The organism is Telmatobacter sp. DSM 110680 (assembly GCF_039994875.1).
In the GTDB taxonomy this organism is placed as follows: domain Bacteria; phylum Acidobacteriota; class Terriglobia; order Terriglobales; family Acidobacteriaceae; genus Telmatobacter.
This window is the reverse complement of the sequence record NZ_CP121196.1, coordinates 3212988-3225484: the sequence shown is the minus strand read 5'-3', so window position 1 is coordinate 3225484 and position 12497 is coordinate 3212988. Positions and strand designations below refer to the sequence as shown.

General features: G+C 58.4%; 9 protein-coding genes. 8 read left to right on the top strand and 1 reads right to left on the bottom strand.

The genetic code is table 11. The annotated features are described in order from the left end of the window. Positions 1–44 precede the first annotated feature (44 nt). Together P8935_RS13310 and P8935_RS13305 are read left to right on the top strand one after the other, a co-directional pair. A complete protein-coding gene (locus P8935_RS13310) occupies positions 45–2795 on the top strand; it encodes a glycoside hydrolase family 3 C-terminal domain-containing protein (RefSeq protein WP_348260782.1) in 2751 nt (916 codons plus the stop codon). 202 nt (positions 2796–2997) lie between these two features. After that, positions 2998–3333, top strand: coding sequence for a hypothetical protein (locus tag P8935_RS13305; protein ID WP_348260781.1), 336 nt, complete (start codon positions 2998–3000; stop codon positions 3331–3333). Between the two features lie 36 nt (positions 3334–3369). Here the strand turns inward: P8935_RS13305 and P8935_RS13300 are convergent, their stop codons facing one another. Further along, on the bottom strand, positions 3370–4404 hold the full coding sequence (locus P8935_RS13300) for an L-rhamnose/proton symporter RhaT (protein WP_348260780.1): 1035 nt from the start codon (positions 4402–4404) through the stop codon (positions 3370–3372). A gap of 362 nt (positions 4405–4766) precedes the next feature. Here P8935_RS13300 and P8935_RS13295 point away from each other — a divergent pair, with 362 nt between their 5' ends. The 6 genes from P8935_RS13295 to sdhB all read left to right on the top strand — a co-directional run bounded on the left by P8935_RS13295 (position 4767) and on the right by sdhB (position 12219). Beyond that, the gene (locus P8935_RS13295) at positions 4767–5390 is read left to right on the top strand and encodes a non-canonical purine NTP pyrophosphatase (RefSeq protein ID WP_348260779.1); all 624 of its coding nucleotides are present in this window, start codon (positions 4767–4769) and stop codon (positions 5388–5390) included. 95 nt (positions 5391–5485) lie between these two features. Next, positions 5486–7810 carry a TonB-dependent receptor gene (locus tag P8935_RS13290; protein WP_348260778.1) on the top strand — a complete coding sequence of 775 codons (2325 nt, stop codon included), beginning with the start codon at positions 5486–5488 and terminating at the stop codon, positions 7808–7810. A 201-nt stretch (positions 7811–8011) separates the two neighbouring features. Beyond that, a complete protein-coding gene (locus P8935_RS13285) occupies positions 8012–8764 on the top strand; it encodes a succinate dehydrogenase (RefSeq protein WP_348260777.1) in 753 nt (250 codons plus the stop codon). A 30-nt stretch (positions 8765–8794) separates the two neighbouring features. After that, on the top strand, positions 8795–9292 hold the full coding sequence (locus P8935_RS13280; protein ID WP_348260776.1) for a carboxymuconolactone decarboxylase family protein: 498 nt from the start codon (positions 8795–8797) through the stop codon (positions 9290–9292). Between the two features lie 53 nt (positions 9293–9345). Then, a complete protein-coding gene (gene sdhA / locus P8935_RS13275) occupies positions 9346–11124 on the top strand; it encodes a succinate dehydrogenase flavoprotein subunit (protein ID WP_348260775.1) in 1779 nt (592 codons plus the stop codon). Positions 11125–11472: 348 nt separating this feature from the next. Continuing rightward, complete coding sequence (gene sdhB, locus P8935_RS13270) at positions 11473–12219, top strand: succinate dehydrogenase iron-sulfur subunit (protein WP_348260774.1); 747 nt, start codon at positions 11473–11475, stop codon at positions 12217–12219. Positions 12220–12497: the final 278 nt, after the last annotated feature.

Sequence of the window (12497 nt, the reverse complement as noted above, 5' to 3'; positions counted from 1 at the left end):
ATCAATCGTTTATCTGGCTGGGAAGCGCTTTCAAGGGGGCAATCGTGCATCAACTTCACACCGGTTCATTCCAGATTTCACGCTTGATCATTCGCGGTTTAGCCGCTACTGCGTTGTTCGCGACAGCCACAACCTTTGCGCTCGCTCAATCTGTTCCCGTCGTCACCGGAGATGCCCGCGTCGACAAGCTCCTGAGCCAGATGACTCTGGAAGAGAAGCTAACCCTGATTCACGGAACAAAAGAAGACCCATCGGTCTACCAGGGACAGGCCGGATATCTCGCTGGCATCCCGCGTCTCCACATCCCAGGTCTTCGCTTTGCTGACGGGCCTCCCGGCGTGCTTACCCGCCATCCATCGCAGGGCGAAACCGCCACGATGGGCGTCGCCGCCACATTCAGCATTAAAGATGCGGAAGACAACGGCCTCGTCATCGGTCGCGAAGCTCGCGCGCTCGGCATCGACGTCGCGTTGCAGCCCTTCGTCAACATCGATCGCGATCTTGAGTTCGGCCGCGGCTACAACACCTTCGGCGAAGATCCCTTCCTCACCAGCGAAATGGCTGTCGGCGAAGTCAAAGGCATCCAGTCGCAGCATGTCATGGCGCAGATCAAGCACTATGTTGGATACGATTCCGACGCCGGAAGCACCTTCATAGACGATCAAACTCTGCACGAGGTCTATGTAGCCCCCTTTGACGCCGCCATCCGCCGCGCCGACGTCTCCTCCATCATGTGTTCCTACAACCGCCTCAACGGCACCTTCGCCTGCGGCAACAAGGATTCCCTTACCACCATCCTTCGCGATCAAATTGGCTTCAAGGGCTTCGTCACTTCTGATTGGGGTGCGGTGCACGCCGTCAGCTTCATCAACGCCGGCCTCGACATGGAGATGCCCGGCGGACAGCCCGGCCCCATGGGCTCGATGATCCCCTCCTTCTTCGATTCCTTGCAACCACCCCCGCCTCCGCCGCACCGAGACGCTAAAGAAACAGCTGAACTCAACGAATCCATGTTCGGCGGGCACATTCCTGAGGAGCCTGCTCCCGTTCGTGGCTTGGGCGGCGACTTCGGTGTCAAGCTCGACCCAAAGAAGATGCCCGAAGCCCTGAAAGACGGCAGCGTCACTGAAGCCACCGTCACCCGTGCTGCAGGCCGCGTTCTCTACGAAATCGTTCACTTCGGCTATCTCGACGGCAAGTCCAAGCACGACTTCACCACGCAGTCCATCGAAGCCAATGCAAAGATCATCGAGAAGACCGGCGAAGACGCGGCCGTCTTGCTCAAGAATGAAGGCAGCGTCCTTCCCCTGAAGCACGACGAACTCGACTCCGTTGTCCTCATCGGCCCCACCGCCTCACAAGTCGACTCCATCGGCATCAACGGCGAACGGTCAGTTGGATTACCCGATCGCCAGATCGGTCCGCTCGACGCGATGAAGAGAATTTCCGGCAACTCCGACATCGGTTTCGCAGTCGATGACGATATGACCGGCACCACGATCCCTGCCACCGCGTTCAGCCACGAAGGCAAGCCCGGTCTCCAGCGCGCCATCGTCTCCACTTCAGGAACCTCCGCCAGCGCCGCCACGCAGACTGATCCGCAACTCGACTTCACCGTCAAAGGCGGCAACCCTCTTCCGCCCAACTCTGTAGTCATGTGGAAAGGCACTCTCACTCCGCCCCATGCCGGCACCTACTGGATCTACCTGCAGGCCATGGGCACCAACGCGCGCATTTCGCTCGATGGCAAACGTCTCGCCTCCACTGGCGCATTCCAGGGCGGCGTGCACGGCGACATCCTCCAGGCCAATCAGGACAACGCCATCCCCACAACCGACCGCCTCGACAACGTTCGCCGCGCCATTGAGCTTACAGCCGGTCCTCACGCCATCGAAGTCACCACCAGCCCCGACAGTTCCAACCAGCCCGTCCAGGTTCGTCTCAACTGGTACACGCCTGAACAGCGCAAGGCTGATCACGAACATGCGATCGCCGCCGCCAAAAACGCCAAGGTCGCCGTAGTATTTCTCTGGACCCGCCTCGAGCCGGTCTTCGGTTTACCCGGCGAGCAGAACAAACTCGTCGAAGAAATCGCCGCCGTCAATCCCAACACCGTCGTCGTTCTCAATACCAGCCAGCCCGTCGCACTCCCGTGGGTCGACAAGGTAAAGGCAGTTCTTGAAATGTGGTGGCCTGGCGACGAAGGCGGCTGGTCGACAGCTAACATCCTCCTCGGCAAAACCAGTCCCGCCGGACGACTCCCCGTCACTTGGGGCAAGAGTCTGACAGACTATCCCGCCACAGATCCCAAGCATCCCGAGCGCTCCAAGAAGGGCGTCGATCACAAGACAACTTACAGCGAGGGAGTCAACGTCGGCTACCGCTGGTTCGACAAAGAAAACATTGAACCGCTCTTCGCCTTCGGACATGGCCTCAGCTATACCGCCTTCGAATACTCTGCTCTCAACGTCGTCAAATCCAGCGATGGCGGCATCAATATCAAAGTCAGCATCAAGAACACCGGCTCTGCCGCCTCTGACGAAGTGCCGCAGGTCTACCTCAGCGCACCCGGCGAAGTTCCGGAAGGCGTGCAGTTCCCTGTCCGCTCACTGGTTGCTTTCGATCGCATCCACCTTAGTGCCGGTGAGTCCAAAACCGTTTCGTTTCAGGTGGCACCGCGCCAGCTCCAGTACTGGTCCACCAAGGATCAAAAGTGGGCAACCCCGACCGGCAAGCGCACCGTCAGTGTAGGCGCTTCTTCGCGTGACCTCCGACTCAACCAGACTATCGACTAAACTGCGCCGCGTCGCATTGCAAGATCACGGATGGGGCAAGCTCCAAACAAGTTTGCCCCAATTTCTTTTCTGAGGATTTACTCGCCAATTGCAACGCTCCGTGCGACACTTCTCTGCGGGTTGGGGAACAACCCCTTTTGCTCGGATCCCGTTGCTTGCGATCCGTTCCCACATCCGAATGCTCTTCGAAAGGTAAACATCTATGAAAATCGTGCGAGCCCTGGCTCTTAGCTCCCTTCTCGGCGCCAGCCTGATTCTGGCGCAGGCGCCCACCCCCTCCAAAACAACTACCCCTGCTCCGAAAGCCGCTAAGACCCCTCCAGCTCCGGCACCTTCCTCAGCGGACATCGCAAGTGCCAAGGCCAAAGGACTCGTCTGGGTCAACCTCAACACCAAGGTCTATCACTTCTCCACAGACTCCACCTACGGCACTACAAAGAACGGCAAATTCATGACGGAAGCCGACGCCAAGGCTGCTGGTGCCCGCGCAGCGAAGGCACCCGGAGGAAAATCCGCAAAAGCTCCCGCCTCCAAATAAATTCCGTATCGAGCGGCTGTCGTGAAGAGGCAGCCGCTACGACGCCAGCCCCAGACCCACCAGGTTCGCCGCGGCAATAATCACCGCGATTCCCACCCACAGCAGCCGGGTCGAGCGGCTCGAAACTCCCGCCCACTCCCCCAATGCAAACCCCACGATGCCTCCGAACAGCACGTAGCCGCTCATATGCAGCATCCAGTTCACGTAGCTTAGGCGATCCGGAATATTTGCCTGCCCCCATGCATAGAAGAAGAACTGCAGATACCACATGATTCCGCCGGTTGCCGCCAAGGCCGCATTCCGAAACACCGTTCCTTGCGGCTGGCGCAGATCTTCCTTCAATGAGATCTTCTTCACCACTACCAGCCGTCCAAAACAATAGGCAAAGTTCACCAGCGCGCCTCCACCCATGATGAAAACGTAAGCCGGCAAAGCGGAATAGAGATGTTTCACCCCCACCGCCTCCGCGGCATCCTTAAGCGGATGTGCAGCGTCCATCGCGAACGACATGCCCGAAGAAAAAATCCCGCACATCACCGCTAGCGCCAGCCCCAGCATTACGTTGAACTCTGTCGGCCCCCCACTCTTCAACTGCATCTCTTTCATGTGCCCGGCATACGAAACGATCGACACGCCGATGAGCGCGACCACCACACCCGCCATATTCAACAGTCCGCCGCGCGTCTGAAACAGCATCGCCGCCTGCCCATGAATCAGAGGAGGCACCAGCGTGCCCACGACCAGTGTCACTCCGATGGCAATGCCGATTCCCAAAGACATCCCCAGGTGCCGCATCGTAAGCCCATAGCTCACATTCCCTACGCCCCACATCGCGCCAAACAGCGCCATCTTCACCAACACGCCCGATGGAATCGAACTATAAAACCCGCCGAAATGTGGCAGCAAAACATAACTCACGCTGATCGGCAGCAGCACCCACGAGAAAATCCCTGCGACCGCCCATGTCGTCTCCCACGACCATCGCTTCACCTTCTCAATCGGCGCATAAAACGAAGCGGCCGATGCCGCCCCCACCATGTGCCACCCAATCCCCGCTAGAATCGCCGGCATATCCCGCCCTTTAAATTCGTCGTCTGAACTTCCCCAGCCATCCTACGGTGCGCTCCTCACCTTGTGCTGCTTTTATTCGACTCAGAGCGATCGCGCGCACGAAGGAAAGACCCGTCATCCTGGGCGGAGCAGCTTGGGGCCCCGACGAAGTTGGGGTAAGCGAAGCGAAGGATCTGCTTTTCCACGCACCATCCAAGCGCTCATCGCCCCACTCAACCTGCCGCACCTACCACGAAGTGTCATCCTGAGCGGAGCAGCTTGGGGCCGAAACGAAGTTGGGTAAGCGAAGCGAAGGATCTGCTTTTGCCTTAACCGCACCTCCACAGGACTCCACACGCCTCCGGTGGCTTAAACTTTGAGGGATGCCCCTTCGCCTGTTCGTCGCCACCACCAGCAAAGGAAAGCTGCGCGACTTCCGCACCGCCGCCGAAACGCACGCCGTGTCCATCGATCCGCTCCCCGATCTCGCTGATATCGAGGCGCCCGAAGAGGACGGTGAAACCTTCGCCGAAAACGCCACCATTAAAGCCGTCTACTATTCCCAATTCGCTCCCGGCGCCATCGTCCTTGCGGACGACTCAGGGCTGGAAGTCGACGCAATCTCCGGCGCTCCCGGCGTCCGCTCCGCCCGATTTGCCGCCGACGCAGGCCTGGTTGATTCGCCAGATGCAAACGACAACACCGACGTCTGGAACAACATCGTCCTCCTGCAGCGCCTCGACGGAGTTCCGTCAGCCCGTCGCACTGCGCGCTATCATTGCGCACTGGTTGCCGCTGTCGATGGCAAGCAAACCCATCAGTCCGACGGCACTGTCGAAGGCATGATCCTCAACGCCCCCCGCGGTACCGGAGGTTTTGGATACGATCCGCTCTTCTATCTTCCGAAGCTCGATCGCACCATGGCCGAAATCGATCTTCAAACCAAACTCAGCCTCAGCCACCGTGGCCGGGCTCTCGAAGCCCTTCTTGCCCAGTTTCATATCTGAGCTCATCCATTACTATCTTCGCTTCCGATGACTTTCGAGTTAACAATGTCACCCGCTGTTTCACCTTCCCTGGCAATTGCCGCGTCAAACCAAAAGTGACCGTCAAAACTCTCCAGTCACTCATCGTTCTTGCCCTCAGCACCGCCACGCTCGTCTTTGGACAAGCCAACGAGGGAGCCGTGCGTCTCCTCGTCACCGACGCCAATGGCCACACCGCGGAAATCGCAATTCACATTACCAGCCCAGCCAATCAATTCGACAAGAACTTGACCACCAATCCCGACGGCACTCTCACCGTCGCCCACCTACCCTACGGCATCTATCGGATCCAAATCGAGCGCCCCGGGTTTGCGAGTGTTATCCAGTCTGTTGAAATTCGCTCATCCACGCCTACTTTTCTTCCCATCCAACTCAAACTCACCCCACTCACTGAATCCGTCACAGTCCGCACCCCAGAATCGCTGCTCGCCATCGACCAGCCCGGATCCGTCAACATGCTCGGCACAGAGCAAATTCAAAGCCGCCTCGGCTCCATTCCGGGCCGTTCTCTGCAAGACCTCGTCAACTCCCAGCCCGGCTGGCTCTACGAAGGCAGCGCCGTCCTGCATCCGCGCGGCTCTGAGTATCAAACTCAATTCGTCATCGATGGCATCCCCCTCACTGACAACCGCTCACCCGGCTTTGGACCGGAAATCGAAGCCGACGAAGTCCAGTCGCTCAGCATCTACACCGCCGGAATCCCTGCCGAATATGGTCGAAAATTGGGTGGCGTCATCGAGGTCAACACCGCGGAGGAACCGCAGCCAGGCCTTCATGGCCAGATTGTCCTTAACGGCGGTAGTTTCGCATCTGCGGGCGCATCAGGTCGGACCCAGTATTCGCGCCAAAAAAACTCCATCGCCGCAACCGCAGGGGGCAGCCGGACTGATCGCTATCTCAATCCCGTCGTCCCGCAGAACTTCAGCAACACCGGCACCCTCGGCGACTTCGCCCTTCGCTACGAGCACACGCAGGATCCCGACAAGCTCACATTCACCCTTCGCCGTGAATTTTCTCGCTACGAAATTCCCAACGAAATCGTCCAGCAATCCGCAGGCCAACGCCAAACCGCAAGCAACGCTGAAACCATCGGAACCGCCGCCTGGCAGCACGGCATTTCCAATCACACCTTCGCCGACGCGCGCGCCATGCTCCGCGACAAGACCAGCCACTTCAACTCCGATTCTGTCTCCACGCCCATCGCAATCTTCCAGCGCAACGATTGCCGCGAAGCCTACTTCAACATCAAAGCTACTTTCGATCGCGCACACCACGAGTGGAAAGCCGGTCTCGATTCCGACAACGCCTCTCTTCGAGAATCCCTTAATTACCGCATCACCGACCCATCGCAGTTCGCTCCTGGCACCGCCTCGTCTTTTGCATTCACCGGCAATCGCCCCGACCTGGAGCAATCCGCATTTCTTGAGGACACGATCCATCTTCACAACGCCACCATCGCTGCCGGCGTTCGTTGGGATCACTACCAGCTCCTCGCAAATCGTCAGGCTCTCGAACCTCGCCTCTCGCTCTCCCGCTACTTCCCGTCTGCGCTCCTGGTGGTCCATGCCTCCTACGACCGCATCTTTCAAACGCCCTCGACTGACAACATCCTCCTCTCCAGTTCTTCCCAGGTAGCCTCCATCGATCCCGCCACATTCCTGCGCCTTCCCGTCAACCCCTCCACTGGCGATTACTATGAGATCGGCGCCAGCAAGGATTTCTCTCATCATCTCCGCTTCGATGCCAATTACTTCCGCCGTTTCCTTTCAAATTTTGCCGACGACAATCAACTTCAGAACACCACGATCGCCTTCCCCATCGCGTTCCGCAAAGCCATCATCTACGGATTGGAGGGTAAGCTCGAACTGCCCGCGTGGCACGGCCTCAGCGGGTTTGCCAGCTATTCCTATGAGCTCGGCAATGTATGGTCGCCGGTCACCGGTGGGCTGTTCCTCGGCTCTGAGGCCTCCGACGCCGCCTCCCTCTCCGGTCATTTCCCCAACTCGCAGGACCAGCGCAACACTCTTCGCACTCGCGCGCGCTACCAGGTTCAGCCCCGGCTATGGATCGCCGCTGGCGCCGAGTTCGACTCCGGCCTGCCCTTCGAGTTCGATGGCGATCCCAATACCGTCCTCGCCCAGTACGGCCCGCAAGTCCTCAGTCGTCTCAATTTCGATCGTGGTCGCATCCTTCCCGCGACGCTGCTGAGCGCATCTGCCGGCGCAAGCCTCCACCATTCCGAGCGATTCACAACCGCGATTCAGGCAGACGCAGAGAACCTCGACAACACCCTCGACGTCCTGGATTTCGGTGGGCTTTTCTCTGGCAATGCTATCGGGCCGCCACGCAGTCTCTTCCTTCGCCTCACCACGACTTTCTAAATCACTCCCTTCACGGGACCCACTTCGCGGCACATCTGTGCCATCGCTTTTCACATCCCGAATACTTAGCGTCCGCCGCGCTTGACGATCGTTATCTGCGTTACGAATAATGCACTTGTAACTGCGCTATATACGCCGTCCCTCAATCTGATACCTCACCGCTCCGGATCAGGACCCGAAGCACTTAGGAGCCACATTTCAATGGCAACAGCCCAAAATCCTGCTACGCCCAAGCTCCGCGCAGGCATGCAGCCGCTTCGTGCTGCTCAGGGATCGTCCTTCATCTGGCGCAAGCTCCATTCGCTCCTCGGCATCATCCCCATCGGCGCCTTTTTCCTTGAGCACCTCCTTTCGAACTTTGAAGCCCTCAAAGGTCCCGCCGCGTACGGCGCACAGGTGAAGTTCCTCAACGGCCTGCCTTTGGTCCGTGTCCTCGAATGGGTCTTTATCTTTCTGCCCATCCTCTATCACGGACTCTACGGCCTCTACATCTGGTTCCGCGGCAAGTCCAACGTCGTCTATTACCCGTGGGCTGGCAACTGGATGTACGTCGCACAGCGCTGGACCGGTCTCATAGCGATCCTCTACATCGGCCAGCACGTCCTGCGCCAGCGGTTCATGGGCATCAGCCTTCCTGAGAATCCCGGCGCTGCTTTTGCAAAAGTCCAGCACGAACTGGCCAACCCATTCATGCTCGCTGTCTATGTCATCGCCATGATCGCCATCTGCTGGCACTTTGCCTATGGCATCTGGCTTTTCGCAGCCAAGTGGGGCATCACTCCCGGAGAACAGGCCCGCAAGCGTTTTGGGTATGCATGCGCAGCCTTCGGCTTTGTCCTGCTCGTCATGGGCCTCGCCAGCATCTGGGCCTTCGTCAGTCCGAAATACCAGAACACTCCCGATATCGTTCCCACCGCAGTCGTTCATCTGCACCCGTCGCCCGTCTTGTCGTAGTTTCATCGTGCCTTGGTTGAGGAGTTGAATATGTCCAACAAACCGCGCATGTCCAGCAAGGAGTTTCAAAGTTACGCCGGCGCAGCCCACAACGCCATCGTCGCTCTCAGTCAGGCTGTCGCTAACTCAACCCTCGATGCTGAACTGCAGCAACTCGTCAAACTGCGCGCCTCCCAAATGAATGGCTGCGCCTTCTGCACCCAGCTTCACATCAATGAATCGCGTCACATGGGAATCGACGCTCCCAAGCTCGATCTGCTAGCCGTCTGGCGCGAGGCCGGCGTCTTCTCGGATCGCGAAAAGGCCGCACTCACCTGGACCGAGCATCTCACTCGCCTATCCGAACACCACGTCTCTGACCAAGATTACGCTGCTGTCTCCGCGCACTTCGCGCCAAATGAGTTGGCGTGGCTCAGCGCTGCCGTCGCCGTCATCAATACATGGAATCGCATCGCCGCCCCGTTCCAATACGATCCACCGATTCCCCGTCACACCATTCAACCCGCGCATGAACACGCGCAGGTTTAGCAAAAGTTTTCTCCTGCAATCTTTGCAGGCAAGTTGAAAGGACTCGAAAGCGAATGGCAGCACCCAAAATCATCGTGGTTGGCGGAGGCTTGGCCGGGCTCGCAGCAGTCATCAAAATCGCGGAAGCAGGCGGCAACGTAGACCTCTTCTCCATCGTTCCCGTCAAGCGCTCCCACTCGGTCTGCGCGCAGGGCGGCATCAATGCTGCCAAAAATCTAAAAGGCGAAGGCGACACCACCGACAAGCACTTCGACGACACCATCTATGGCGGCGACTTCCTCGCCAATCAAACGCCCGTCAAGGCTATGTGTGAAGCCGCGCCCGCCATCATCGACCTGCTCGATCGCATGGGCGTTCCGTTCAACCGAACGCCAGAAGGTCTCCTCGATTTCCGCCGCTTCGGTGGCACCCTCTATCACCGCACCGCCTTCGCTGGCGCGACCACAGGCCAGCAGCTTCTCTATGCGCTTGACGAGCAAGTCCGCCGTTACGAGTCCGATGGCAAAGTCAAAAAGTACGAAGGATGGGAATTTCTCTCTTCCATCCTCGACTCCAAGGGCGTCTGCCGCGGCATCACCGCAATGAACCTGCGCACCATGGAGCTGCGTGCCTTCCCCGCTGACGCAGTCATCCTTGCCACCGGCGGCGTTGGTGCACTTTTCGGCAAAAGTACAAACTCCGTCGTATGCACCGGCTCCGCGCAATCCGCGGTCTTCCAGCAGGGCGCCTTCTACGCCAACGGCGAATTCATCCAGGTCCACCCCACCTCTATCCCCGGCGAAGACAAGCTGCGCCTCATGTCTGAATCGGCCCGCGGCGAAGGTGGTCGCGTCTGGGTTCCGCGCACTCCCGGCGACAAACGCCCCATCAAGCAGATCCCCGAGTCCGAGCGCTTCTACTTCCTTGAAGAGTGGTATCCGAAATACGGCAACCTCGTCCCCCGCGACGTCGCCACCCGCGCCATTCACAAGATCGTCTACGAGCACGGCCTCGGCATCGACGGCCAGCCGATGGTCTACCTCGATCTCACCCACATCGACGAAGAAACTCTGAACCGCAAGCTCGAAGGCATCCTCGAAATCTACGAAAAGTTCGTCGGCGACGATCCTCGCAAAGTCCCGATGAAGATCTTCCCCGGCATGCACTACACCATGGGCGGACTCTGGGTCGACTTCAACCAGATGACGAATATCCCCGGCCTCTTTGCGGCAGGTGAATGCGAGTATCAGTATCACGGCGCCAATCGCCTCGGCGCCAATTCGCTAGTGAGTTGCATCTTCGGCGGATTCACGGTCGGCCCGATCGCCATCAACTACGCCAAGAGCCTGCCCGCGATCGAAGGCGATGGCGGAGCAGCGGCAGAACTCGCACGCCAGGCCGAGATGAACAAGCAGCTCATCTCCAACGCCGGCACAGAAAATCCCTTCAAGCTCTGGCGCGAACTCGGAGTCACCATGACCGAGCATGCCACCGTCATTCGTTACAACAAGGGATTGAAACAGGCCGATGAAAAAATCGTCGAACTCCTCGATCGCTTCCAGAATGTAAACCTGAGCGACAAGAGCCAATGGGCCAACACCAGCTTCGCCTTCGCCCGCCAGCTATACAACATGCTTGAACTCTCGCGTTGCGTCGTGCAAGGCGCGCTTGTCCGTGACGAATCACGCGGCGCGCACTACAAGCCTGACTTCCCCGATCGCAACGACGAAAAGTTTTTGAAGACAACCAAAGCCGCCTTCACAGGCTCACCCGAAGGTCCGCGCCTCGAATTCGAAGACGTGGACATTCAATACATCAAACCGCGTCCGCGCCGTTACGACGCCGCGAAGTAGAGGATCGTGCCACAGTCTTGAAAGGGCACGACTTTAGTCGTGCCGAAATGGACAATACAAAATTTGTATTGTCATCTTGGGCGAAGTCGAAGGATCTGCAGTTGCATTTGTTTGTATCAGCACGAAATTGGGTGCCCCATGTCTCGCTTTTGAGACGTAGGAAAGCACGAATCTCAACCGTTACGTATCGGAGCACGAACGGTAGTCGAACCACAAGAAGTGAAAGTGTCATCCTGAGCGGAGCAGCTTGGGGCCCCAACGAAGTTGGGGTAAGCGAAGAGAAGGATCTGCTTCTTGCATTGCACCACCCGGGCCCGACCCAACCGTCGATCCGGACCCTGAGGGAATATGGCAAAGACCGTTAAATTCGAAATCAAGCGCCAGTCCACACCCGACGCACCGGCCACCTGGGAAAACTTCGAGCTCGAATGGCGTCCCGGCATGAACGTTATATCCGCGATGATGGAGATCGCCGCCAACCCCGTCACTGCCGAGGGTCGCGACACCACTCCCATCACCTATGACTCCAATTGCCTCGAAGAAATCTGCGGCTCCTGTGCCATGCTCATCAACGGCAAAGCCCGCATGGCCTGCTCCGCACTTGTCGAAAATCTCGAACAGCCCATCAAGATCGCGCCGCTTTCGAAGTTCCCCCTCGTCCGCGATCTACAGGTTGACCGCTCCGTGCTCTTCGAAAACCTGATGCGCGTCAAGGCGTGGGTTCCCGTCGACGGCACTTATGATTTGGGTTCAGGCCCGCGCGTATTCCCCCAGCAGCAGGAGGCCAATTACCCGCTCTCCAACTGCATCTCCTGTACCTGCTGCATGGAAGTCTGTCCGCAATTCAACGAAGACACCGGGTTCGTCGGCGCAGCCACCATTGCTCAAGTTAAGCTCTTCAACAATCACCCCACTGGCAAGGTATTCGCAGAAGAACGTCTCCGCGCTCTCTCCGGCGATGGCGGAATTCAGGAATGCGGTTTCGCGCAAAACTGCGTCGAGGCCTGCCCCAAGCAGATACCGCTAACGAACGCCATCTCCGACATCAGCCGCGACGTCTTAATCCAAAAAGCCAAAGACTTCCTTCGCGGCTAAAGAGCGTAACTTCCAGCGGCTGTCATTCCAAGCGAACGGCGTCATTACGAGACGCTGTCATTCTGAGCGAACGGGGTCCCCGAACGTTTCAGGGGCCCCGAAGAGCGCGAGCTCTTTGGGGTAGGTTCGGGGGTGGTGAGCGAAGAAGCTGCTTTTCTTCAAGCGTCCGCCGCATCGTAAGCGACTCTCGTCTCCGCACCGCCAGCCATGTTAATTTACTTGGAAGGCCGTGAGGCGGCCGACGGTCCGCGTAAAGGGTTCAGCCCACCTGGTACTGC

What these genes read in the sequence shown, in the direction of transcription:
- P8935_RS13305 (WP_348260781.1), top strand. Translation starts at nt 2,998, where the DNA reads ATGAAAATCGTGCGAGCCCTGGCTCTTAGCTCCCTTCTCGGCGCCAGC.
- P8935_RS13300 (WP_348260780.1), bottom strand. Translation starts at nt 4,404, where the DNA reads ATGCCGGCGATTCTAGCGGGGATTGGGTGGCACATGGTGGGGGCGGCA.
- P8935_RS13295 (WP_348260779.1), top strand. Translation starts at nt 4,767, where the DNA reads ATGCCCCTTCGCCTGTTCGTCGCCACCACCAGCAAAGGAAAGCTGCGC.
- P8935_RS13285 (WP_348260777.1), top strand. Translation starts at nt 8,012, where the DNA reads ATGGCAACAGCCCAAAATCCTGCTACGCCCAAGCTCCGCGCAGGCATG.
- P8935_RS13280 (WP_348260776.1), top strand. Translation starts at nt 8,795, where the DNA reads ATGTCCAACAAACCGCGCATGTCCAGCAAGGAGTTTCAAAGTTACGCC.
- sdhA (WP_348260775.1), top strand. Translation starts at nt 9,346, where the DNA reads ATGGCAGCACCCAAAATCATCGTGGTTGGCGGAGGCTTGGCCGGGCTC.
- sdhB (WP_348260774.1), top strand. Translation starts at nt 11,473, where the DNA reads ATGGCAAAGACCGTTAAATTCGAAATCAAGCGCCAGTCCACACCCGAC.